At 66.1% G+C, this 23,158-nt stretch carries 25 protein-coding genes and 1 pseudogene; 14 read left to right on the top strand and 12 right to left on the bottom strand.

Annotation, left to right across the window (positions count from 1 at the left end; genetic code table 11):
• Positions 1 to 20: 20 nt before the first annotated feature.
• From fghA to P1K30_RS08170, 5 genes are read left to right on the top strand one after another with little or no spacing between them, the layout of a single operon-like run.
• The gene (gene fghA / locus P1K30_RS08190) at positions 21 to 851 is read left to right on the top strand and encodes an S-formylglutathione hydrolase (protein WP_275632205.1); all 831 of its coding nucleotides are present in this window, start codon (positions 21 to 23) and stop codon (positions 849 to 851) included.
• Entirely contained in the window at positions 852 to 1,751 is a 900-nt protein-coding gene (locus P1K30_RS08185; protein WP_275632204.1) for a glycosyltransferase family 2 protein, read from the top strand.
• On the top strand, positions 1,751 to 2,188 hold the full coding sequence (locus P1K30_RS08180) for a YaiI/YqxD family protein (RefSeq protein WP_275632203.1): 438 nt from the start codon (positions 1,751 to 1,753) through the stop codon (positions 2,186 to 2,188). The genes P1K30_RS08185 and P1K30_RS08180 overlap by 1 nt, the downstream gene beginning before the upstream one ends.
• 57 nt (positions 2,189 to 2,245) lie before the next feature.
• On the top strand, positions 2,246 to 2,872 hold the full coding sequence (locus P1K30_RS08175; RefSeq protein WP_275632202.1) for an HAD family hydrolase: 627 nt from the start codon (positions 2,246 to 2,248) through the stop codon (positions 2,870 to 2,872).
• Positions 2,869 to 3,786 (top strand): ornithine cyclodeaminase family protein, encoded by a 918-nt coding sequence (locus P1K30_RS08170; protein WP_275632201.1) that lies wholly within the window; start codon positions 2,869 to 2,871, stop codon positions 3,784 to 3,786. Before P1K30_RS08175 ends, P1K30_RS08170 begins: the two co-directional genes overlap by 4 nt.
• On the opposite strand, the gene P1K30_RS08165 is transcribed toward P1K30_RS08170, so the two are convergent.
• Entirely contained in the window at positions 3,787 to 5,043 is a 1,257-nt protein-coding gene (locus P1K30_RS08165; RefSeq protein ID WP_275632200.1) for an MFS transporter, read from the bottom strand. It abuts the gene before it with no gap.
• A 118-nt stretch (positions 5,044 to 5,161) separates the two neighbouring features.
• Between P1K30_RS08165 and zapE the strand changes: the two genes are divergently transcribed.
• A complete protein-coding gene (gene zapE / locus P1K30_RS08160; RefSeq protein WP_275632199.1) occupies positions 5,162 to 6,247 on the top strand; it encodes a cell division protein ZapE in 1,086 nt (361 codons plus the stop codon).
• Entirely contained in the window at positions 6,247 to 6,786 is a 540-nt protein-coding gene (thpR, locus tag P1K30_RS08155; protein ID WP_275632198.1) for an RNA 2',3'-cyclic phosphodiesterase, read from the top strand. The genes zapE and thpR overlap by 1 nt, the downstream gene beginning before the upstream one ends.
• A gap of 152 nt (positions 6,787 to 6,938) precedes the next feature.
• Here the strand turns inward: thpR and P1K30_RS08150 are convergent, their stop codons facing one another.
• The gene (locus tag P1K30_RS08150) at positions 6,939 to 7,433 is read right to left on the bottom strand and encodes a GNAT family N-acetyltransferase (RefSeq protein ID WP_275632197.1); all 495 of its coding nucleotides are present in this window, start codon (positions 7,431 to 7,433) and stop codon (positions 6,939 to 6,941) included.
• A gap of 37 nt (positions 7,434 to 7,470) precedes the next feature.
• Positions 7,471 to 8,601 (bottom strand): S-(hydroxymethyl)glutathione dehydrogenase/class III alcohol dehydrogenase, encoded by a 1,131-nt coding sequence (locus P1K30_RS08145; RefSeq protein ID WP_275632196.1) that lies wholly within the window; start codon positions 8,599 to 8,601, stop codon positions 7,471 to 7,473.
• An 81-nt stretch (positions 8,602 to 8,682) separates the two neighbouring features.
• On the opposite strand from P1K30_RS08145, the gene P1K30_RS08140 reads away from it, so the two are divergent.
• On the top strand, positions 8,683 to 8,973 hold the full coding sequence (locus P1K30_RS08140) for an I78 family peptidase inhibitor (RefSeq protein ID WP_275632195.1): 291 nt from the start codon (positions 8,683 to 8,685) through the stop codon (positions 8,971 to 8,973).
• Between the two features lie 49 nt (positions 8,974 to 9,022).
• On the opposite strand, the gene P1K30_RS08135 is transcribed toward P1K30_RS08140, so the two are convergent.
• Entirely contained in the window at positions 9,023 to 9,463 is a 441-nt protein-coding gene (locus P1K30_RS08135) for a c-type cytochrome (RefSeq protein WP_275632194.1), read from the bottom strand.
• Positions 9,464 to 9,646: 183 nt separating this feature from the next.
• Between P1K30_RS08135 and P1K30_RS08130 the strand changes: the two genes are divergently transcribed.
• Positions 9,647 to 11,302, top strand: coding sequence for a Y-family DNA polymerase (locus P1K30_RS08130; RefSeq protein ID WP_275632193.1), 1,656 nt, complete (start codon positions 9,647 to 9,649; stop codon positions 11,300 to 11,302).
• Positions 11,303 to 11,314: 12 nt separating this feature from the next.
• On the opposite strand, the gene P1K30_RS08125 is transcribed toward P1K30_RS08130, so the two are convergent.
• The 4 genes from P1K30_RS08125 to P1K30_RS08110 form a co-directional block, all read right to left on the bottom strand.
• A complete protein-coding gene (locus P1K30_RS08125; RefSeq protein WP_275632192.1) occupies positions 11,315 to 11,662 on the bottom strand; it encodes a DUF2794 domain-containing protein in 348 nt (115 codons plus the stop codon).
• Between the two features lie 357 nt (positions 11,663 to 12,019).
• Positions 12,020 to 12,850, bottom strand: coding sequence for a C40 family peptidase (locus tag P1K30_RS08120; RefSeq protein WP_275632191.1), 831 nt, complete (start codon positions 12,848 to 12,850; stop codon positions 12,020 to 12,022).
• Positions 12,847 to 14,232, bottom strand: coding sequence for a leucyl aminopeptidase family protein (locus tag P1K30_RS08115; protein WP_275632190.1), 1,386 nt, complete (start codon positions 14,230 to 14,232; stop codon positions 12,847 to 12,849). The genes P1K30_RS08120 and P1K30_RS08115 overlap by 4 nt, the downstream gene beginning before the upstream one ends.
• A 67-nt stretch (positions 14,233 to 14,299) precedes the next feature.
• Positions 14,300 to 14,563: a hypothetical protein gene (locus tag P1K30_RS08110; RefSeq protein ID WP_275632189.1), complete on the bottom strand. Its 264-nt coding sequence runs from the start codon at positions 14,561 to 14,563 to the stop codon at positions 14,300 to 14,302.
• Between the two features lie 262 nt (positions 14,564 to 14,825).
• On the opposite strand from P1K30_RS08110, the gene P1K30_RS08105 reads away from it, so the two are divergent.
• The 3 genes from P1K30_RS08105 (at position 14,826) to ubiB (ending at position 17,840) form a co-directional block, all read left to right on the top strand.
• Positions 14,826 to 15,476 carry a carbonic anhydrase gene (locus P1K30_RS08105; RefSeq protein WP_275632188.1) on the top strand — a complete coding sequence of 217 codons (651 nt, stop codon included), beginning with the start codon at positions 14,826 to 14,828 and terminating at the stop codon, positions 15,474 to 15,476.
• Positions 15,477 to 15,563: 87 nt separating this feature from the next.
• Positions 15,564 to 16,307 carry a bifunctional demethylmenaquinone methyltransferase/2-methoxy-6-polyprenyl-1,4-benzoquinol methylase UbiE gene (gene ubiE, locus P1K30_RS08100; RefSeq protein WP_275632187.1) on the top strand — a complete coding sequence of 248 codons (744 nt, stop codon included), beginning with the start codon at positions 15,564 to 15,566 and terminating at the stop codon, positions 16,305 to 16,307.
• Between the two features lie 3 nt (positions 16,308 to 16,310).
• Positions 16,311 to 17,840 (top strand): 2-polyprenylphenol 6-hydroxylase, encoded by a 1,530-nt coding sequence (gene ubiB, locus P1K30_RS08095; RefSeq protein ID WP_275632186.1) that lies wholly within the window; start codon positions 16,311 to 16,313, stop codon positions 17,838 to 17,840.
• Between the two features lie 8 nt (positions 17,841 to 17,848).
• Here ubiB and P1K30_RS08090 read toward each other — a convergent pair whose 3' ends face one another.
• Together P1K30_RS08090 and P1K30_RS08085 are read right to left on the bottom strand one after the other, a co-directional pair.
• Positions 17,849 to 18,523 (bottom strand): flagellar hook capping FlgD N-terminal domain-containing protein, encoded by a 675-nt coding sequence (locus P1K30_RS08090; protein ID WP_275632185.1) that lies wholly within the window; start codon positions 18,521 to 18,523, stop codon positions 17,849 to 17,851.
• 13 nt (positions 18,524 to 18,536) lie between these two features.
• Positions 18,537 to 20,330: a flagellar hook-length control protein FliK gene (locus P1K30_RS08085; protein ID WP_275632184.1), complete on the bottom strand. Its 1,794-nt coding sequence runs from the start codon at positions 20,328 to 20,330 to the stop codon at positions 18,537 to 18,539.
• A 135-nt stretch (positions 20,331 to 20,465) separates the two neighbouring features.
• Between P1K30_RS08085 and P1K30_RS08080 the strand changes: the two genes are divergently transcribed.
• Positions 20,466 to 20,762 carry a rod-binding protein gene (locus tag P1K30_RS08080; protein WP_275632183.1) on the top strand — a complete coding sequence of 99 codons (297 nt, stop codon included), beginning with the start codon at positions 20,466 to 20,468 and terminating at the stop codon, positions 20,760 to 20,762.
• Positions 20,749 to 21,099 carry a hypothetical protein gene (locus P1K30_RS08075; RefSeq protein WP_275632182.1) on the top strand — a complete coding sequence of 117 codons (351 nt, stop codon included), beginning with the start codon at positions 20,749 to 20,751 and terminating at the stop codon, positions 21,097 to 21,099. Before P1K30_RS08080 ends, P1K30_RS08075 begins: the two co-directional genes overlap by 14 nt.
• Positions 21,100 to 21,323: 224 nt before the next feature.
• On the opposite strand, the pseudogene P1K30_RS08070 reads toward P1K30_RS08075, so the two are convergent.
• Positions 21,324 to 21,449 (bottom strand): annotated as a pseudogene (locus P1K30_RS08070) (chemotaxis protein MotB); the annotation flags it as partial.
• Positions 21,450 to 21,575: 126 nt separating this feature from the next.
• A complete protein-coding gene (locus P1K30_RS08065; protein ID WP_275632291.1) occupies positions 21,576 to 23,153 on the bottom strand; it encodes a GMC family oxidoreductase in 1,578 nt (525 codons plus the stop codon).
• Positions 23,154 to 23,158 lie beyond the last annotated feature (5 nt).

The raw sequence follows: 23,158 nt of genomic DNA, 5'->3' as shown, positions 1-23,158 counted from the left end.
GCAGCCAAGCGGAGAGTCCTATGGAAACGAAATCTGAAAACGCCTGCTTCGGAGGCGTGCAGGGTGTCTATACCCACACTGCCACCAGCACCTCCTGCGACATGACCTTCGGGCTGTTCCTGCCGCCGCAGGCGAAGGACGGCGACGTTCCGGTGTTGTGGTATCTGTCGGGCCTGACCTGCACCCACGAGAACGCGATGACCAAAGCGGGCGCGCAGGCGTGGGCCGCCGAGGCCGGCATCGCGCTGGTGTTCCCCGACACCTCGCCGCGCGGCGAAGGCGTGGCGGATGACGACGCATACGACCTTGGTCAGGGCGCGGGGTTCTACGTGAACGCCACGCAGGCGCCGTGGGACCCGCATTTCCGCATGTGGGACTACATCACCGACGAACTGCCGCAGCTTCTGTTCGGGGAATTCCCGCTGGACCCCGACCGTCAGGGCATCACCGGCCACTCGATGGGCGGCCACGGCGCGCTGACGATGGCGATGCGGCTGAAGGGCCGGTTCCGCTCGGTGTCCGCCTTCTCGCCAATCTGCAACCCGACGCAAAGCGACTGGGGCCAGAAGCAGCTGACGGCGTATCTTGGCGAAGACAGCGGCCAGTGGGCGGCGCATGACGCCAGCCTGCTGATGGCCGAAACCGGTTTTGACGGTCCGATGCTGATCGACACCGGCACCAAGGACCAGTTCCTTGACCTGCTGAAACCCGAAGCGCTGGCCTCCGCCATTGCAACCAAGCGGCAGCAGGCGGTGTTCCGGATGCAACCGGGCTATGACCACAGCTATTTCTTCGTATCGACCTTCATGGCCGACCACGTCGCGTTCCACGCCGAAGAACTGCTGGGCTGAATGGGGATCCGGGCGGACATCCACGCCGCCTGGGCCCGCTTTGCCGACGCGCGCGAACGGCATCCGCGCCACACGCTGTTCAAGCACCCGCTGCCCGCCTTTCCCCTGCCGGAACGGCGGGCGGTAACCGACCACCCGCAGGTCGCCATCGTCACCCCCTGCAAGGATGCCGAGGCCAGCCTGCCCGCCTATGCCGCGCTCGTCGATGCGCTGGAGTATCCGAAGGACCGGCTGCACTGGATCGTGCTGGAAAGCGACTCGACCGACGGGACCGAGGCCGCCGCCCGCGCCATGCTGGCTGCCGCGCGGGGCTATGCCTCGACCCAGTTCATCAAGCACGATATCGGCGCCAGCCATGCCCGCGCGACACGTACAGAAAAGAGTGTGCAACGCGCCCGTCGCGCCGCCATCGCCGCCTGCCGCAACCGCCTGCTGGCCGCAGCGATGGACACGCCCGCCGCCTTCGTCCTGTGCATCGACGCCGACATGGCGGTGATCCCGCCCGACGCCCTGCGCCGCGCGCTGGACTGGAATGCGCCGATCCTTGCGGCGAACTGTCTGCGGCACGGCGACGACACGGTGTTCGACCGCAACTCGTTCCGCTACACCCGCGCGCCCAGCGACCGGTCGGTCCGGCGTTTCCTGCGCGACGGGCTGTACCAGCCGCCCACCGGCTTCTTTCGCTACTCGCCCGCGCCCGGCTGCGGGATCCAGCCGCTGTCCTGCGTCGGCGGCACCTTCCTGCTGATCCGCCGCGACGTGATCGCCGGCGGTGCGGATTTCCCCGAAACCCCCTATCAGCTGCATATCGAGACCGAGGCGCTGGCCCTGAAAGCCGCCGACCTTGGCTTTGGCTGTTTCATGGACGCGGACCTGATCGTCCGCCACGGACCCCACTGATGATTTATGTCGACGCGGATGCCTGCCCGGTAAAGCAGGAGATCGAGAAGGTGGCGACCCGCCACCGCGAACCCGTCGTCCAGGTGGCGAATGGCGGGCTTCGCCCGTCTCAAAACCCCTTGATAGAGACGGTATTCGTCCCCGAAGGCCCCGACGTCGCCGACATGTGGATCGCCGACCGCGCCACCGCTGGCGACATCGTGGTGACGTCGGATATCCCGTTGGCCGCCCGCTGCGTCGCGGCTGGGGCGATGGTGTTGAAGCCCAATGGCGAACAGCTGACCGCGACCAACATCGGCAACGCGCTGGCCATGCGCGACCTGATGACCGACCTGCGCGCCGCGGACCCGTTCCGTCAGGGATCCGGCAAGGGATTCAGAAAGGCCGACCGGTCCCGCTTTCTTCAGGCACTGGAAGACGCGCTGCGGCGCCGCTGACCTTTCCAACCCGTTCGCCGCCCGCTACCACTTGGACGCGTGAACACGGAGGGCGTCATGGCAGGCATCGAAGCGGTCGTTTTCGATTTCGGAAACGTGCTGATCAAGTGGAATCCCGAGGCATGGTACGATGCCCGGATCGGCCGCGAGGCGCGCGAAAAGCTGTTCGCCGAGGTTCCGCTGGAAGAGATGAACCTGCGGTCCGACCGGGGCGAGCATCTGGCCGACCTTGTCGCCGAGACCGCCGCGCAATACCCGGCGCACGCCGACAACATCCGCGCGTGGTACGACAACTGGATCGAGATGGCGCAGCCCGATATCCCGCACAGCGCCGTGCTGCTGCGCGCGCTGCGGGCCAAGGGCATCCCGACCTTCGCCTTATCGAACTTCGGCATCCCGACGCTGGCGCTGGCCGATGCCGCCTATCCCGTGCTGACCGAATTCGACCGCCGCTTCATCTCGGGTGAATTGCGCACCATCAAGCCCGAGCCCGAGATCTACGCCCATGTCGAGGCCGGCACCGGCCTCGCGCCCGAGGCACTGTTGTTCGCCGACGACCGGCCCGAGAACATCGACGCCGCCCGCGCCCGGGGCTGGCAGGTCCACCTGTTCGAGGAACCGCAGGGTTTCGCCGACCGGCTGGTGGCCGAAGGCCTTCTGACCCCGGAAGAAGCGGCGGCATGACGGTTCCCGTCATCCCCTTCGCCGAGGCAGAGGCCCGCATGAGCTGGCACGCCCTGACCGAGGCCCTTGTCGCCGGTCACGCCCTGCCGAAGGCCACGCTGGACGACACGTTCCTTTATCGCGGCGATGACACCCTGCTAAGCCGCAGCGCGTGGATCAGCGGGCTGGGGATCGCGGTGAAATCCGCCACGATCTTTCCGGGCAACAAGGCGGCGGGGCTGGGCACGGTAAACGGTGGCGTGTCGCTGTACGCGGACACCGACGGCCTGCTGCAGGCGATTATCGACTTCCACCTTGTGACCAAGTGGAAGACGGCGGGCGACAGCCTGCTGGGCGCGCTGAAACTCGCCCGTCCGGACAGCCGGACGATCCTGATCGTCGGCGCGGGCACGGTGGGCCGCAGCCTGCGCGAGGCCTATGGCGCAGGCTTCCCCGACGCGCGCTTTATCGTCTGGAACCGAAGCCCTGCGGGGGCCGAAGCCCTCGCGGCGGACTACCCCGACACGCAGGCGGTCACGGACCTTCCCGCCGCCGTTGCCCAGGCCGACATCGTGACTTGCGCCACGATGTCCACCGAACCGCTTCTGAAGGGCGACTGGCTGCGCCCCGGCCAGCACATCGACCTGATCGGCGCCTATCGCCCCGACATGCGCGAGGCCGACGACGCGGTGATGCAGCGCGGGCGGATCTTCGTCGACAGCCGCGACACCACGCTGGGCCATATTGGCGAACTAAAGGCCCCATTGGCCGACGGGGTGATCACCCCGGAAGACATCGTCGCGGATTACTACGACCTCGGCTCGGGCCGTTTCGCGCGGGGGGCCGACGACGAGATCACCGTGTTCAAGAACGGCGGGGGCGCGCACCTGGACCTTATGACCAGCCGCTACATCCTCGACGCCTGGACCGCCTGATCAGGCGGCCAGCGCCGGTTTGCGCAGGGCAAGAGGCTCTTCCTTCACGGGCAGGTGCACGATGGCGCTGAACGCCCCGATGCCGACACCGATCCACCAGACGGCGGTATAGTCGCCATAGGCGTCGTACATCCGCCCCCCCAGCCAAACGCCAAGGAACGACCCGATCTGGTGGCTGAGAAACACGATCCCGTACAGGGTGCCCATGTAGCGCAGCCCATAGATCTGCGCGACCAAACCGCTGGTCAGCGGCACCGTCGCCAGCCAAAGCGCGCCCATCACCACAGAGAAAACGATCACCGTAACCGGGGTGATCGGCAGCAGGATGAACAGGCCCGCCGCAACGGTGCGGCCCGCGTAGACCATCGCCAGCAGGTACTTCTTGGGGAACCGGTTGCCCAGCCACCCCGCAGTCAGCGTGCCCACGATATTCGCCAGACCGATGACCGAGATCGCGACCGCGCCCAGCGCCGAGGTCGACGCGACCCCGACCGAGGCCAGAACGCCGGACGGGTCGATCGCGGCGCACATCTCGGTGATCATCGCGGGGAAATGCGCCGTGATGAAGCCAAGCTGATAGCCGCAGGAGAAGAAGCCAAGGAAGATCAGGACATAGCTTGGATCGCGCAGGGCCCGGCCCAGGATCTGACCCAGCGTTTCGTCCGTTGTCGATGCTCCGGTCGATGCCACCGGGGCACGCATCATCGGCAGGCACACCATGACGGCGATGATCGCGGCGGCGAAAACGACGAAGACCGATTGCCACGGCATGAAGGTCATCAGCCACTCTGCCACCGGCGCGCCCACCACCTGCCCGGCGGAGCCCGCCGCGGTAACGATCGCCAGCGACATGGACCGGTTCTCGGGACTGGCGGCGCGCCCCACCACGGCCAGCAGCACGCCAAAGCCCGTACCGGCGATCCCGAAGCCCACAAGAACCTCCAGCCCCCAATGCTGCGCCGGGGTGACGGCCAGCGACGACAGCACAAGCCCCGCCGCGTACATCACAGCCCCCAGCAGCAGCGCGCGCCTGTCGCCGAACCGTTCGGCGAAGGCGGCGAACAGCGGCTGACCAAAGCCCCATGCAAGGTTCTGGATCGCGATCGCCATCGAGAAATCCGCCCGCATCCAGCCGAACTCTTCGGCCACGGGGATCTGGAACACCCCGAAACTCGCCCGGATCGCGAAGTTGACGATGATGATGATACAGCCGCCGATTAGGATCGGGGTCAAAAGCGGGGTGCGGGTGGTACTCATGGGGCAGGCCTTTGTCGGGTCGCGCGAAACTCCGCCCATTTCACGGGGGCGTCAAATCGTAATTCGTGCTCCGGCGCATCATCTTTCCTTATGCTTCACCGCGGTCTATGGGTGCGCAATGGGCGAGAACCTGATCGACATATACGACGCCCGTGTGCAGGCGGGTGACATCAAGGCAGATCCGGCGCAACACGCCGTTCTGCCCGTGCTTGAACGTATCCGCGCGCATTTCGCCACGGCACCAGCGCCCCGGAAAGGGCTGCGCGGCCTGTTCTCGAAGCCGCCCGAACCGCCGAAGGGCCTGTACCTGTGGGGCGGCGTCGGACGCGGCAAATCGATGGTGATGGACCTGTTCTTCAACTCGGTCCCGATCCAGGCGAAACGGCGGGTCCACTTCCACGCTTTCATGCAGGAAATCCAGTCGGGCATTCACGAAGCCCGCAGCACCGGGGTCGAGGACGCGCTGCGCCCGGTGGCCGAGAAGGTCGCGGACGAGGCGCGGCTTTTGTGCTTCGACGAGATGCAGATCACCGACATCGCCGACGCGATGATCGTGGGGCGGCTGTTCGAGATCCTGTTCGCCCGTGGCACCGTCGTCGTGACGACGTCGAACCGCGTGCCGGACGACCTGTACAAGGACGGCCTGAACCGGGCACTGTTCCTGCCTTTCATCGACCTGATCAAACAGCGGATGGAAGTCCACCACCTTCAGTCGCCGAACGACTATCGGCAGGATCGCCTGTCGGGATCGCCGGTCTACTTCCACCCCGCGAACGCCAAGGCACGCGCCGAGATCGACCGCCTGTGGCAGGATCTCACCGGCGGCGAATGGGAACCGCTGACGCTGACGGTCAAAGGGCGGCAGGTCGTGCTGCCCGGCTATGCCAACGGCGTCGCGCGGGCCGAGTTCTGGGAACTTTGCGGCCGGATGCTCGGACCCGCGGACTATCTCGCGGTGGCCGAAGCGGTGCGCGTGCTGATCCTGGAAGACATCCCGCGCCTTGGCCGCTCGAATTTCAACGAGGCAAAGCGGTTCGTTACGCTGATCGACGCGCTCTACGAAGCGAAGGTGCGCCTGATCGCCAGCGCCGCCGATACGCCGGAACAGCTTTACATCGAGGGCGAAGGCGTCTTCGAATTCGAACGGACCGCCAGCCGCCTGCGCGAGATGCAGTCGGCCGACTGGGCGGCAGGAGAGGACTGATGCGGGCCTTCGTCGCCATCGACCTTCCAGAGATCGTTCGCGACGTCCTCGAGGACCTTCAGGAACGCATCCCCACCGGGCGCCTGCTGGACCCGGACACGCTGCACCTGACGCTGGCCTTCCTGGACGAACAGCCGCAGGACCTGCTGGAACAGCTGCACGACGACCTGTCCTCGATCCGCGCGCTTCCGTTCGAGGTCCAGCTGCGCGGCCTCGGCACCTTCGGAAGCCGCGCGCCCCGGGTGGTCTGGGCAGGAATCGAGACGCAACCGGCGCTGACCGCGCTGCACGAAAAGGTCCGTGGCGCCGCCCGGCTTGCCGGGATCGAACTGCGCCGCGAACGCTATCGCCCCCACGTGACGCTCGCGCGCCTGCCCGACCGGCTGGAACCGGGCGAACTGGAAAAGCTGCGCAATTTCCTCGAACGCTGGCAGAACTTCCCCTGCCCGCCATTCGAGGTTTCGACCTTCACCCTGTTCCAGTCGATCCTGACTCCGGACGGCGCGATCCACGACCCTTTGGCGGAATACCCGCTTTAGGCCCCGCCTGCGGCGCCTGTCGAAGCGAGGGGCCAGCCCCTCGCGCTCCCCGGGATATTTCTGGACAGAAGAAGCAGAAGGGATCCCGCCTCTTCTTCTCTTTCGAAATACCTCGGGGGGAAGCGCGCGCAGCGCGCGGGGGGCAGCGCCCCCTAGCCGGTCAAATCCCTGAACATGACCAGAGCGTCGACATAGCCCTGTTCGGGATGCAGGAACGCCTTTGGCAGGCGACCGACCACGTCGAAGCCCGCGCGCTGCCAAGTGTCGACGGCGCGGGTGTTGCTGGCGAGGACGAAGTTGAACTGCATCGCGCGATAGCCAAGCGCGACCGCCCGGTCCAACGAATGGGTCAGCATCGCCCGGGCGATGCCCCGTCCGCGCGCGGACGGAGACGTGGCGAAGCCGCAGTTGCAGACATGCGCACCGCCGCCCGGCTGGTTGGTTTTCAGGTAATAGGTCCCAAGGACCTCACCCCCAGCCTCGGCCACGAAGCAGTGGTTCGCGGTCCAGTACGCCAGCGCGTCAGGCTCGGATATGTCGGGGTCCACCGCGTAGGTGTCCCCCGCCCGAAAGATCGGGCGGAGGATGTTCCAGACCGCGGCCGCGTCGGCGGCCGCGAAAGGGCGTATTTCGACAACGTCGCTCATCGCCGTAGGGTGCGGTTTCAACCGCACCGCCCCGGACTTAATAAAGCACGACCGACCGGATCGATTCCCCGGCGTGCATCAGGTCGAACCCCTTGTTGATGTCATCCAGCGGCATAGTGTGGGTGATCATCGGGTCGATCTCGATCTTGCCGTCCATGTACCAGTCGACGATTTTCGGCACATCGGTGCGGCCTTTGGCGCCGCCGAACGCGGTGCCCTTCCAGACGCGGCCAGTCACCAGCTGGAACGGGCGGGTCGAGATTTCGGCCCCGGCCGCCGCCACGCCGATGACGATCGATTCACCCCAGCCGCGGTGCGCGCATTCCAGCGCCTGCCGCATCACGGTGGTGTTGCCGGTGCAGTCGAAGGTGTAGTCGGCGCCGCCGATCAGGTCGCCCCGGCGTTTCGTGAGGTTCACGATGTAGGGAACGATATCCTCGCCGATCTCCTTCGGGTTCACGAAGTGGGTCATGCCGAACCGTTCGGCCATTTCCTTCTTCGCCGGGTTCAGGTCGACGCCGATGATCATGTCTGCGCCTGCCAGACGCAGACCCTGGATCACGTTCAGGCCGATGCCGCCAAGGCCGAAGACCACTGCGGTGGACCCGATTTCGACCTTCGCCGTGTTGATCACCGCGCCGATGCCGGTGGTCACGCCGCAGCCGATGTAGCAGATCTTTTCGAACGGCGCGTCCTCGCGCACCTTCGCCACAGCGATCTCGGGCAGGACGGTGTGGTTCGAGAAGGTCGAGCAGCCCATGTAGTGCAGGATCGGGTCGCCATCGAGCGTGGTGAAACGCGAGGTTCCGTCCGGCATCAGGCCTTGCCCTTGGGTCGAGCGGATCGAGGTGCAAAGGTTGGTCTTGCCCGACGTGCAGGAATAGCACTCGCGGCATTCCGGCGTGTACAGCGGGATCACGTGGTCGCCCGGCTTCAGCGAGGTGACGCCCGGGCCGACCTCGACAACGACGCCGGCGCCTTCGTGGCCGAGGATCGCAGGGAACAGGCCCTCGGGGTCGGCCCCCGACAGGGTGAATTCGTCGGTGTGACAGATGCCCGTGGCCTTGATTTCGATGAGAACCTCACCGGCCTTCGGACCATCAAGGTTGACGTCCATGATTTCGAGCGGTTTGCCTGCGGCGACGGCGACAGCTGCGCGGGTTTTCATCGGCGGTCTCCAAGAGTTAAACTTGGCCGAAACCCTTAGCGAATGTCGCGTGGTTTGCAACCTTTGCCGCGAGGTGACGAGATGATGAGACTGGTAATGATTTGCGCGTGCTGCACGGCCATCGCCGGCTGCGATCGGGTGTTCGAACCGCCGGCGCCCCGGCCGCCCGCGCCAGTGGAACCCGATGCCTGCGGAACCGGGCAGTATCGGTCCTATATCGGCGAACCGGCCTCGGTGTTGCAGGACATCGTGTTCGTCACGCCGATGCGGGTGGTGCCGTACAACGGCATGGTAACGATGGATCACAACCCGGCACGGATCAACTTTAACCTCGACCCCGAGGGACGGATCCTGACGGTCACCTGCGGCTAAACGCAGGGATCACCGGCGGCAGGCATGTGCCCGCCGCCGGGACACAAGATTACTCGCGATATTCGCGGTGGCACGCCATGCAGGTCGGGCCGATCGCCTGCATCGCGGCGCCGATGTCCTCGACCGAGGCGATCGAGCCAGAGGCATTGGTCGCCGCGGTTTCCAGATCGCCGGCCTTGGCGGTGAAATCGTCCCAGTTTTCCCAGATCGCCGGAAGGGCTTCGGACTCCGGGTCGGTTTCCTGCGGTTCGAACAGGGTGGGGATCGTCGCGGCCTCTGCGGCAACCGCATCGATGGCGGCGTTGGCGGCAGCGGCATCGAAGTCGGTCGTGCCTTTTGCCATGTCGCCCAGCGTCTTCAGGCTCATGCCGATGGTCGACATCGAGTCCATGCGCGCCTTGACGGCCTCGTTTTCGACGGCGGAATGGGCAATTGCCGCGGTCAGGGAAAGGACGGCGGCGGCGCCGACGATGCGAATTGAGGTCTTCATGATGACTGGCTCTCCAATGGCTTGCTGCAATGCAGCCTAAAGGGCTTTCGTGACGCCGCAATCAATCTTGTCATAAAATACCCGTGAACAGCCGTGCGGTCCCCGCCTGTTCGCGGCGGCTCGACTCTGCGGGGCGACTCGGCGTATGGTGAGAACATATCAAGAACATATGCGCTGCCCGCCATGCCGATCCGCCGTATCCTGTCGCTGTGGTTTCCCCGGCTTGCCGCCGAGCGTTTTCTGCGCGCGGGGGCAAGTTATCTTGACGCGCCCTTCGCCGTGGTGGGCGACCGCAACAACGCGCAGGTGCTGGTGTCGCTGTCGGCGCGCGCCTCGGCCGAGGGGCTGCGCGCGGGTCAGCCGCTGCGCGACGCGCAGGCGATGTGCCCCGGCCTGATCACCCGGCTGGCGAACACCCATGCCGACGCCGCCTTCCTGTCGGCGTTGCGGCGGTGGGCTGGCAAGTTCTCTCCGTGGGTGGCCGAAGAGCCGCCCGAGGGGCTGATCATCGACCTGACCGGCTGCGCCCATCTGTTCGGGGGTGAGGCCGAACTGGTCAGTCAGGCAGAGCTGGACTGTTCCGACCTTGGGCTGACGGTGCAGTCCGGTATCGCCGACACGGTGGGCGCGGCCTGGGCGCTGGCGCGCTATGCCGGGCGGGCGCCGGGCGCGGTGCGGTCGGGCGACGCCATCGACCAAGAGGCTCCGGCCACCCGCGCCCGCGCGGCCAAGCGGCGCAACTGGGAACGCGGCGGCCCGCCTCCGCCCCGCCACGGGGTCGAGGCGCGCGGCGGCCGCATCGCGGCAGAGGGCCAGACCCGCACCGCGCTGGCAACGCTGCCGGTTGCCGCGCTGCGGGTCGACCCGGACACCGCAGCAAGCCTGTCGAAGCTGGGCCTGCGCACCATCGGCGACCTGATCGGCGTGCCCCGCGCCTCGCTGGCGCGGCGGTTCGGGCAGCCGCTGGTGCTGCGGCTGGATCAGGCGATGGGGCACACCCCCGAATCCGTGTCCCCCGCCCGCCCCATGTTCAGCTTTGCCGTCCGGCTGACCCTGCCCGACCCGATCGGGCTGGACGAGGACGTGATGGCCGCGATCGACCGCCTGCTGCCAGAGCTGGAAAAACGGCTGGTCGAGAAGGGACGCGGCGCGCGGCGGCTGCGGCTGCAGCTGTTTCGCGCCGACAACACGATGCAGACCATCGAGATCGGCATGGCGCGGCCCTCGGCCAGCCCCGACCGCATCCGCCCGCTGCTCATCCTGAAGCTGGACGAGATCGACGCGGGCTACGGCATCGACTGCATCCGGATCGAGGCGCATGTGACCGAGCCCGTCCACGCCCGCCAGCACCGCGGCCACATGGACGCGGCCGCCGAGGCGGTCGCGCGGCTGAACTCTGACATGCGGCTGGACGACCTGATCGGGCGGCTTGGTGCGCGGATCGGATTGGAACGGATCAGCCGCGCGCACCCCGCCGACAGCCATATTCCCGAAAAGACTTCGCACCGGGTTGCCGCCGCGTGGTCCGAACCGGCGAAGAACTGGCCACTGCCGCCGACGCCGCGTCCGCTGGTCATGTGGCGGCCCGAGCCCGTCAGCGCGCCGGACACGCCGCGCCCCCCTGCCGACTTCCGCTGGCGCGGGCGAAGCCTGCAGGCCACCGCGGTTTCAGGGCCAGAGCGGATCGCACCGGAATGGTGGCTGGACGAACCGGAATGGCGGACCGGGGTCCGCGACTACTGGCAGGTTACGGCGGACACGGGGGAACGGCTGTGGATGTACTATGCCCACGGCGGCGCTCTGTCGGCGGGATGGTTCTGTCAGGGGCGGTTCGCATGACCGCCCGCCGGATCATTCCACCACACGGATCAGCTTGCGCTCTAGCACGCGCAGGACCGTCTTCAGGTCATGCCCGCGCTTGAGAATCTGCCCGTCCATCCCGATCACCGAATACTGCCCCTGTTTCAGGCGCAGGCGCGGATGCTTTTCGATACGGTACATGGGGCGTTCCGCTGTGCGTCGGAAAACCGAGAACACGGCACAGTCACGAAGGGCGGAGATCCCGTAGTCCCGCCATTCACCGGCGGCGACCATCCGGCCATACAGCCCGAGGATCATGCCAAGCTCTTTGCGGTCGAACGAAACCTGTTCCGGAATCCGGCGTGACGCGGGAAACGGGGTCGGCGTCTGGATCGTCATACAGAACAGATTGAGGGCACGGCCCGCTTAAATCAAGCGTTTCGATGCCCTTCCCCGAAGTCCGTTTACAACCTGCGGGTACGGGCGCCCACTTCCCGCCGCAAAAAGACCCTGCGACGGGCACCCTCGCACCATTCCGCTGCCGACATGCCACGCGATAACAAAGTTGTCGCGAGCGGGAACGATCGCGGGGCAGGTTCATAGCCCCCACACCACCGGCTCCGGGAACGTCCCGCTCGCTTCGACCCCCCAAAAAAGTTTGGTTATCAGACGCATCCCGCCCCGGATGCGTCGCGTCCGGTCGGCGGCGTTCAGAAGATCAAGGTCCGTGCAAAGCCGCCCGCGGGCGTTTGCGCGCTATCCCAGACGCCTGCGATGGGTCACCGGCCCGTCGCCCTGCGCCTCGATCCGGCGGATTGCCTTGTCCAGCGGTTCATAGGCCACGGCCATGTGATGCGCGTTCGCGTGCAGCATGACATCCGCGTCGACCATGATCGCGACGTGCCCTTTCCAGAACAGCAGATCGCCCCTTTGCAGCGGCGCACCTTCCGGGATCTCATTGCCAAGAGCTTCCTGCTGGTCGCTGTCGGCGGGCGCGGCGATCCCCGCGGCCAGCAACGCCCCCTGCACAAGGCCCGAACAGTCGATCCCGCGCGCCGTGTTGCCGCCCCACAGGTAGGGCGCGCCGAACATCAGCTGCGCCGCCGTCACCGGGTCGGCAAAGCGTTTGTCGATCGGCCAGAGATGCGGCTTGGGGATATAGTGACCGTCCGCCGTCTCGAAGAACTTCGGCTGGTGGGTGACGACGCAGACCTGCGCCCCGAACGGCAGGTCCATCACCTGCGGCACCTTCATGTCCGGCTCGGGGTAGGCCTGCGAACCGGGCACCGCGACCCAGTGCGTCGGCGCCGCGCCCGCCGGTCCAAGGTCGCCCTCGGCCACATAGCCGACATAGCCATCCTTGCCGGCCTGCACGAAGGCGAAGCCCTGATACCGCTCGTAGACCGTCACCGCGTCGCCTAGCAGAAGCTGCCGGTCGCGCCGCCCGCCGGGGCTGCGCCACAGGTCGGACGTGGCCACCGCGATGCGCGCGGGCGTGCCCTCGACGAAAGCGTCGGCCTCGACCTGCCCTTGCAGATGCGCCGCAGCGACGCGGCCGTTGGACGCAAGCAGGCGGCGGTCGGTCACAGGCCCAGCACCCCGGGCAGCGCCTGAAGGATCGCGCGCGCGCCCTGCCCGACGCCGCCCTTCGGCCGAGCGGGGGCAGGCGACGGCTGCCAGCCGTAGATGTCGAAATGCGCGTATCGCGGTGTTTCGGTGACGAACCGGCGCAGGAATAGCGCGGCGGTGATCGACCCGGCAAAGCCACCCTTCGGCGCGTTGTCCAGATCGGCGATGCCCGGCTCGATCATCTCTTCGTAAGGCTGGTGATACGGCATCTCCCACACCGGGTCCGCGATGGCGTTGCCCGCCGCCCGGATCGCCGCGGCCAGCGCGGGGTCCGTGGCGTAGAACGGCGCGATGTCGGGGCCGACCGCCACGCGCGCCGCGCCGGTCAGGGTCGCCATCGAGATCAGCAGATCCGACGGCGTCTCGTCCGCCAGCGCCAGCGCATCGGCCAGCACCAGCCGTCCTTCGGCGTCGGTGTTGTTGATCTCGACCGTCAGACCCTTGCGCGAGGTCAGGATGTCCTGCGGACGGAAGGCGTTGCCGGCGATGTTGTTCTCGACCGCCGGAACAAGCACCCGCAACTGCACCGGCAGTTTCAGAGTGGCGATCATACTGGCCAGACCCAGCACCGTCGCCGCGCCGCCCATGTCCTTTTTCATCAGCCCCATCGACGCGCCGGGCTTGATGTTCAACCCGCCGGTGTCGAAACAGACACCCTTGCCCACCAGCGTCACCGTCGGCCCCTCGGTCCCCCAGCGCATGTCGATCAGGCGCGGCGCAGAGGCGGCGGCGCGGCCGACCGCGTGGATCATCGGGAAATTGTCGTCCAGCAGCGCGCCGCCCGTGGTCACCTGAATTTCCGCACCGATGTCCGACGCAAGGTCGCGCGCCGCTTCTTCCAGCGCATCGGGCCCCATGTCGGCGGCGGGCGTGTTGATCAGGTCGCGCGTCAGGGCCTCGCCGCCGGCGATGGCCTCTAGCCGATCCGCATCGACGCCGTCCGGCGCAACCAGCGCCGCGCCTTCCGGGGCAGTCGCCCGATAGCGGCCGAAGCGATAGCGCGACAGCAGCCAGCCCAGCGCGTTCTCGTCCCGGTGGCCCGGTTCCAGTTCGGTCACCAGACGATAGGTGGCGTCCGGCAAAACCGCCTGCGCCCGCGCCAGGGCGAACCGGCCCCGCGCACGGTCAGCCGCCGTTCCGAAGCCCACCGCAGCGGCGTCGATCCCGCCATCCTCTGCCGGGATCACCAGAACCTTGCCCAGCGACCCGTCGAAGCCATTCGCCTGCGCCCACTGGCGCACCCGTTCGGGCTGCGCCGCGGTCCAGCCCTCGACGTCGTCCTTGGGGACGACGTGCAGGGGGATGGCGTCGGGGCTGTCGGAAGCGAAGCGGAGAGACATAGGGGCGGACCTTCATTTCATGGATCGCCCAGACCCTAGCCGTTCCGCCTGTGGCGACAAGCCCCCTTCAGACCACCGGCACCTGCGCATCCCAAACCGCGCAAAGCGAGCCTTCGCCAAGCCGCTGAAGCCGCTCGACGATCGCGGCAAGCGCGGCCTCGTCCCCGGCAGAGCACAGCGCGATCACGTCGCCCGCGACGGTCCGGACCTGCGGCATGCCAAGCCGATCCGCCGTGCCCTGCAACGCCAGTGCGCGCATCCGCAACGCGCGCCGATCACCCATCTCCCACGCCACGCGGGCCTCTTGCAGCAGCAGGGCAAGATCCTCCATCGCGATGCCCAGCGCGATTTCTCCATGCTCTGGCCCAAGCCTGCGCCAGAACCGTTAAAGCCTCTCGAATTCCAGCCCCACGACCTCGGCCGGTCGCAGTTTGCTTACCCGCATTGCCTTCTACCCCGGTGGAATGCCCGCTCACCCACCGGCTTTCTGCATGATGCGACTCAAGATTTCGTTGATCCGGTTTTGAATTCCCGCTCGAATTTCGTGAAAATGCAGCCTAGGACGACAGTGAACGCCAGCTGCGGAGAATGCGATGAAAGAGGCAAAGCCCCTGCCAGCCTATCTGGCCACCCGCTATCAAGGGTGGAAGGCCACGACATATTCCGAAAACAAGGCGTGGTACCGCCGCCTTGCAGAGGAAGGTCAGCGGCCGCGCGCGATGATCATCTCGTGCTGCGACAGCCGCGTCCACGTCACCGCGATCTTCGAAGCGGATCAGGGCGAATTCTTCATTCACCGCAACATCGCCAACCTCGTGCCGCCGCACAAACCCGACGGCCAGCAGCACGGCACGTCTGCGGCGCTGGAATACGCGGTGACCGCGCTGAAGGTCGCGAACATCGTGATCATGGGCCATTCCAGCTGCGGTGGCGTCCAAGGCTGCCACGACATGTGCTCGGGCGAGGCGCCGGAACTGGAAAAGGAATCCTCCTTCGTCGGCCGCTGGATGGACATCCTGCGCCCGGGTTACGAGAAGGTGAAGGATATCGATGACCGCACCGAACGGCTGCGCGCATTGGAACAGCAGGCGATCCTGACCAGCCTTGAGAACCTGATGACCTTCCCCTTCGTGGTCGAGGCCGTCGAGTCCGAGAAGCTGTCGCTGCACGGCGTCTGGAACGACATCGCGAATGGCGAGTTGCTTTGCTACGACCCCAAGACCGAAACCTTCGTTCCCGTCTGATCCGAACCCACCTGCGACCTCATCGGCATTTGTGTCCCGCCGCGATGGGCTATATCGGAACGTGACAGGGCAAACCGAGCGGATGAGATGACGGAAAAGACGACGCATTTCGGCAACCAGACCATTCCCGAAGAGGAAAAGGCCGGGCGTGTGCACGGCGTGTTCACGTCGGTCGCGTCGAAGTACGACGTGATGAACGACGTCATGTCGGTCGGCATCCACCGCGCGTGGAAAGACGCGATGATGGACTGGCTGGCGCCGCGCGACGGCCAGCGCCTGCTGGACGTTGCGGGCGGCACCGGCGACATCGCGTTCCGGTTCCTTGGCCGCGCCCCTGGGGCAAGCGCCGTGGTCTGCGACCTGACCGAGGGGATGCTGACCGCCGGTCGCACCCGCGCCGAAGCCGAGAAGATGGCCGACCGTCTGGACTGGGTCGTCGGTGACGCGATGGCACTGCCGTTCGAGTCGAACAGCTTCGACGTCTATACGATCAGCTTCGGCATCCGGAACGTGACCCGGCCGCAGGATGCGCTGGCCGAGGCCTATCGCGTTTTGAAGCCCGGCGGACGGCTGATGGTTCTGGAATTCTCGCAGCTTCCCAACCCGGGCATGCAGAAACTGTACGACCTGTATTCGTTCAACGTGATCCCGCGCATGGGCCAGATCATCGCGAACGATCGCGACAGCTATCAGTATCTTGTCGAATCGATCCGCAAGTTCCCCGACCAGGAAACCTTTGCCGCCATGATCCGGGATGCGGGTTTCGGTCAGGTTAAATATCGCAACCTGACGATGGGCGTCGCCGCGCTGCATTCCGGCTGGAAGATCTAAGCCTTGCGCGGACCTCACAACATTTGGCGGCTGATCCGGACCGGCGCAACGATGGAGCGCACCGGCGCGATGGGCGTGGTGCTGGACGCGATGGATGCGCCGCCCATGCTGCGGGCCGCGGCGCGTATTCTTGGCTGGCCGTTCAAATGGCTTGGCTACAGCGGCGATCCGGCCATGCCGCCGGTCACCCGCGCGCTGACCGCGCTGGGTCCCGCCTACATCAAGTTCGGTCAGATCCTGTCGACCCGGCCCGACGTGGTCGGCGCCGATCTCGCGAAGCAGCTGCAGGTGCTGCAGGACAAGCTGCCGCCCTTTCCCGTGGCCATCGCCAAAAGGACGATCGAGGCAGAGCTTCAGCATCCCATCGAAGAGATCTTTTCCGAGTTTTCCCAGCCTGTCGCCGCTGCATCGATCGCACAGGTGCACCGCGCCCGGCTGGCCGATGACGGGCGCGAAGTCGCGGTGAAGGTGCTGCGGCCCGGGATCGAACGCGCGTTCCGCAAGGATGTCGACGCCTTCTATTTCGCCGCCGACATGATCGAGCTTCTGTCGCCGGCGTCGCGTCGGCTGCGCCCGCGCGACGTGATCGAGCATTTCGAAGGCGTCGTTCTGGGCGAGCTTGACCTGCGCATGGAGACCTCGGCCGCGGCCGAATACGCCGCGAACACCGCCGGCGACGAAGGTTTCCGGGTGCCGCAGGTGGAATGGTTCCTGTCCGGCCGCCGCGCGATGGCGCTGGGCTGGGCCGAGGGCATCGCGCTGAACGACCTCGACGCGATCGATGCCGCAGGACACGACCGCCGCGCACTGGCCGAGCGGGTGCTGCAGCTGTTCCTGCGCCACGCGCTGCGGGACGGCTATTTTCACGGCGACATGCATCAGGGCAACCTGAAGGTCGCGCCGAACGGCGATCTCATCGCGCTCGATTTCGGGATCATGGGCTCGATCGACGAGTACACCCGCCGGGTCTACGCCGAGATTTTGTTCGGGTTCATCCGCAAGGATTACCGGCGGGTCGCAGAGGTCCATTTCGAAGCGGGCTACGTGCCCGCCGACCAAGATGTCGACGCCTTCGCCCGCGCGCTGCGGTCCGTGGGGGAACCCATCTTCGACCTAGACGCGTCGCGCATGTCGATGGGGCGACTTCTGAACCACCTGTTCGAAGTGACCGAGCGGTTCGGCATGGAAACGCGGACCGAACTGATCCTGCTGCAGCGGACGATGGTCGTGGTCGAGGGCGTCGCGCGCTCGCTTGATCCGCACATGAACATCTGGCGCGTGGCGCAGCCGGTGGTCGAGGATTACATCAAGCAGAACGTCGGCCCCCGCGCGGTTCTGAACGACCTGTCCAAGACACTTGGCGTCCTGTCGCGTGTCGGGCCGCGCCTGCCAGAGATGGTCGAGGCCGCCCTGTCCGACCGAAAGACAGATCCGCATCGGCCGACCCGCCCGACCCGCTGGCAGGCTTTGCTTTACGCCGGTTTCGGAGGTTTTCTGGTGGCGCTTGGCGTCTGGATTGGCACCCTGATCTGACCGTCGGATCATGGCTGCCGCAGGCCAGTGACCTCATCAACCGGCACTTCGATTCCCCCTGCCGTCACCAGCACGGTCTTGTCGGCATCGCCGCGCGCTTCTAGGACACGGGTGTAGACCTGCGCGGTTTCGACCGCTTCCAGCCCGTCCTCCGACCAGCTTTCGACCGTGAAGCCATAGCGGCCCTCGGGGAACGGAAGCCCGCTGGCAGTGGTGCCGTCCCACTCGACCAACCGGGGGTCGGTCGGGATCGCGACGCGCTGCACCTCTATTCCGTTGCCATCGCGCACGACAAGAAACGCTTCTGTCGCTGTGGGATCAGGCTCGGTCGCGATGTTGATCGCGGAGCCATCGAAATACGCGTCAACCGGCGCCCGCGCGTCTTTCCCGATCCAGTCGGCGTAGGGGCCGATGCCGGAAAGCCCCATCTGCGACTGAAGCTGCCCCAGCAGTTTGTTGGTATATACCGCCTGCTCCACGCCGGAAAACGTTGCCAGCTGCACCGCGAAATCCTCGGCTTTCACTGGGTTCAGCGGATCCTGATTTTCCATCTGGACCGTGAGCATCTTAAGAAACGTCTCGAAGTCGGACGCGATGGTGGGTTCGTCCGATGTGCGTTCGGGCGTCGGGTCGCCGGACAGGGTCGCGGCAACCGGAGACGTCTGCGTCTGCGTGATCTCCATCTTCGGGTCCTTTCTAAAGCCGAATATCCATCCGGTCGCCAAGCAAAAGCCTTACCGGGCTGGGGCCGTCGGGCTCTGCGACCTCAAACAAACCGTCGCCGGCGGTGCCGCTCGCAAAGCCCTGACCACCATTCGATGACGCCCCCTCGCCGCTGAACCGGAAAGAGACATCGCGATACCCAAGCTGGCGGAACTCCTGTGCGAGCGTCTCGATATGACGGCGCAAAAGGTCGGCGGTTTCCATGCGTTCGATGGTCAGCGAGACCTGCATCGTCCCGTCACCGCCCGCCATCGACATGCGGACGCGGCCTAATTCCGCGGGTTCCAGCACCAGTTCCACCGGCCTGTCCGGGTTGCCGCGCATCGCATCCATCAGTTGCACGGCAATCTGACGGGGCAGCGCGGGATCGCTCACGATCGCGCGCGCTGGCGGCGTCGATCCGGCGCGATCCGCTGACGACGTGATACCGGACATTTCGGGCGATGGCCCTTCCCCGATGACAGAGGTGAACCCACGCTCCGCCTCGCGCGATACCGCGTTTGCCACGGGCGTACTTGCCGGTGGCGCGATGGGCATCGCCGTCATCAGGGCCGGGGCCGAAACTGCTGTTGCGGGTGCGGACTCGGTGCGCGGCGCGTCCGGGACGGCCGCAGCACGACCCGTGCGGCGCCCGGCAGTCGTATCGGCAGACTTCACCTGCGGTTGCGGCATCAGTTGGCCTGCCGGCAGACCCGACTCGGAAAACGGTGTGGAGGGGTTTGCCCTGCCATCCGACGGTCGCTCTGTATCCGCGAAGCCGGGGGCAGCAGCCGCCGGGGGGCGGTCGCCGGAAAGTCCGGGCGGCACTGCCACCGGCATTTCGACGGACCGCTCGGACTTACCTCGCGATTCACTGGCGACGCCCGGGCGTTCCGCCTGTCGGGCGGCACCTTGTGCATCCGGCAGCAGCATGCGGGTGTCGAGCCGCGCGCCGGCCGGAACTTCACGCTGCGACCGGTCTGCCCGGGCTTCTGCACGGCCGACGGACCAAGGCATATCCTGTCTTGTCCCGCCAACAGGGGACGTCTTGCGACTGTCCAATCGCGCCGCCGTCGCACCCGCAATCGACAGACCCGGCGGGCCCTCTGCCGGTGTGTTCGCTGGGCCAGAAACCACCGACCCGTCTGCTGCGCGCACCCCTCTGGTACCCGTATCACCATCCGCCGCCGCGTTCTGGTGTGCCACTGCGAGCATTGATTGCGTCTGCGGTGCGCCCTCAGGGCTGGAAACATTGGCTTCGATTAGACCTCTGACGGCCTTGAGGTCAGCAACCGGGTCCATGCCCGAGCCGGTGGCAGGATCAGTCAGACCCGGACCAGATGCCCGAAGAGCACCAGCCGTGGAATCTACCCCGCTTTCCCGTTTGGCCGCCGCCGACACTCGCGGCTTAGATTCTTCGATGGCAGAGATGGCGTCAGGGTCCGGAATTGGGTCGGTCGACGCCTGTCCAACAGGTAACGTGGCGACCAGCACCTGTGCAGCCGAGTCTTCCTCGACAATAGGGCCCGCCTCTTCCGCGTTCACTTTCAAGCCATCGCGTGCGGCCTTGGGCGCGGCTTTCCGCGTCGGTTCGGATGACGGCGTCTCTTCCGGGTTTTGACCGCTGCCATTGCTCCCACGGTCCGCGACCGCCGAACCCGAATGGCTGTCCGAATCTCCGGAAAGGAATGCCGAGAATGGTCGCTCTGACGACGCTTTCGCGGATTTTTCGCCGACCATTGGCGCACTGCCGCCCCTTGCCGGCGCGGAGTTCGTGATATCGGTCATTGGTATCGGCTGCATCATCTGCCCCGGGTGTTCTGCCTCGGCCCACTGGGCGCTTATCCCGCATATTGATTACCGGATGTTTACCGGTGGCAGGGCATACACGCCGAAACTAGCTCGAATTGAAGGAACCACGGGATGCAAGGCATCGAAGGCCCTCCAGTCCAACCCGTCATACGGCCCGCTTCTCAGAATGAGTCAGACATTCGCCTGCGCGACGCCGCGCGCGCGTTAGAGGCGACGTTCCTTGCGGAAATGCTCAAGGCCGCGCGGTTCGGCGAGGCCCGCGATGCCTTCGGCGGCGGCGTGGGAGAGGACCAATTCAGCTCGTTCCTGGTCCAAGCGCAGGCACAGGAAATGGTGGCCGCCGGCGGCATCGGGCTGGCCGAATCCTTATTCGAGTCGCTCAAGGAACAGCGTGATGGCCCTGTTTGATAGCGGCAGCTGCACCCGCACGATGAAACAGCTGCTTGCGCGGGAACGGGCGGCGGTTCTGCGCGGCGATTTCCGGGCCCTGGAAAAAATCGCCAATGAAAAGGAACGTCTGGTGGCGCGGCTGGGTCAGTCGAGGCCCGACCCCGAGGACATCGCGGATTTGCGCCGGATGTCGGATCGGAACGGCGCGCTGCTGGAGGCGGCCCGCCAAGGTCTATCCGACGCCCGCCGCAAGCTCGAGGCGCTGAACACACCGCTGGAACTGCATACCTACGACTCTGCCGGCCGGCGGACGACACTGTTCGCCCACCCCAAAGCACTGACAAGGCGAGAATAAACTCCATTGTCCGCGCCAACCAGCGCCGAGCCCGGAACGTGTTGTTAATAATAAGTTTTATCGAAAACGCCTGAAGCGGACGCAGGAAATTCACATTCTATTACCGATTTCATCCGAGAAACGGCGTCGCACCCGACGGGGTGGCGCGTGGCCCGAACACCATCACGCAACAGTCAGAACGACATCGGAACCGCCCCGACGGGGCGCAATCGAAGATCCGGCGCGAAAATCTGCGTCGTTCGAAGAAGGAACATCTCAATCGCGACCTTCCACGCCCCACCGTGGTGCCCGCCGCCGCCGACGACCTTCTTCCTTTTGATGATGACGGGCGCGTTTCCGTTCCCGCTCATCCATCCACCTCGTACACGCGCCCCCGCATCGGCTTAGCAAAGGGTCATGAACGTGGCCTTAACCGGGCCGGTTTCCGGACACCCAACGGCGAATACCGCGGTTTTCTTGGTAAATTCCGACCCGCGTCAGGACAGGATCATCGCGGCCGCTTTCTCGGCGATCATGATCGTGGGCGCATTGGTGTTTCCGCTTGTGATCGTCGGCATCACGCTGGCGTCCGCGACGCGAAGACCGTCGATGCCGCGCACCCGCAATTCGGCGTCCAGTGGCGCCGCATCGTCGGCCCCCATGCGCACGGTGCCGACGGGATGGAAGATCGTCGTGCCGATGTCGCCCGCCGCGCGGGCAAGATCCGCGTCGGTTTCGAAGTTGGTACCCGGCTTGAACTCGACCGGATCGTAGCCCGCGAAGGCTGGCTGCCCGACGATGCGCCGCGTCAGCCGGATCGAGGCGGCGGCGACCTGCCTGTCACGCTCGGCCGCAAGATAGTTCGGCCGGATCTCGGGCGCGGCGGTCGGATCGGGGGACACGATGCGCACATGACCCCGGCTTTCGGGCCGCAGGTTGCAGACGCTGGCCGTGATGGCATCGAAGGCATGCAGGGGTTCGCCGAACGCGTCCAGCGACAGGGGCTGAACGTGGTATTCAAGGTCGGCGGTGGCCACGTCGGGCCCAGACTTGGCAAAGGCCCCAAGCTGCGACGGGGCCATCGACATCGGGCCAGAGCGGAACAGGGCATATTCGGCGGCGATCTTGGCCTTGCCGAATAGCGTGGCCGACATGGTGTTCAGCGTCTTGGCGTTCGACACCTTGTAGGAACACCGCAGCTGCAGGTGATCCTGCAGGTTCTCTCCGACACTTGGCACCTCGTGCACCACGTCGATCCCGTGCTCTTGCAACAGCCCGCCGGGGCCGATGCCCGACAGCTGCAGGATCTGCGGCGACCCGATGGCCCCCGCGGCAAGCACGACCTCGCGCCGCGCGCGAACCTCTCGCAACTCGCCGTTCTGCCGAAACTCGACTCCCGCAGCGCGGCGTCCGTCGAACAGCACGCGGGTCACTTGGGCCCCGGTCTCGACACGCAGCCCGCCGCGCCCCTCGACCGGACGCAGGAACGCCTTGGCGGTGTTCCAACGCCACCCGCGCCGCTGGTTCACCTTGAAATAGCCGACACCCTCGTTGTCGCCGGTGTTGAAATCGTCGGTGCGCGGCAGGCCCGCCTGTTCGGCGGCGGCCATGAAATCGTCAAGGATCTTCCAGCTTAGCCGCTGTTCCTCGACCCGCCATTCGCCGCCGGCGCCGTGCAGATCGCTTTCGCCGTCGAAATAATCCTCGGACTTCCGGAACCACGGAAGCACGTCATCCCAGCCCCAGCCCGGCAGTCCAAGCTGGCGCCAATGATCATAGTCGGCGGCCTGCCCGCGCATGTAGATCATGCCATTGATCGACGAACAGCCACCAAGGATGCGCCCGCGCGGGTACAGAAGGGACCGCCCGTTCAGGCCCTTTTCCTCGGCGGTGCGAAAGCCCCAATCGGTGCGCGGATTGCCGATGCAATAAAGATAGCCAACGGGAATATGCACCCAGTGATAGCTATCGCGGCCCCCGGCTTCGAGCAGTGTGACGCTGCCCTTCTCGCTTAGCCGGTTCGCCAGAACGCATCCGGCAGACCCGGCCCCGACGACGACAAAGTCGGCCTCCATCCCCA

The organism is Psychromarinibacter halotolerans (assembly GCF_029168315.1).
GTDB lineage: Bacteria > Pseudomonadota > Alphaproteobacteria > Rhodobacterales > Rhodobacteraceae > Psychromarinibacter > Psychromarinibacter halotolerans.
Note: the sequence above shows the minus strand (reverse complement) of the source record. Positions and strands in the feature narration are given on the sequence as shown.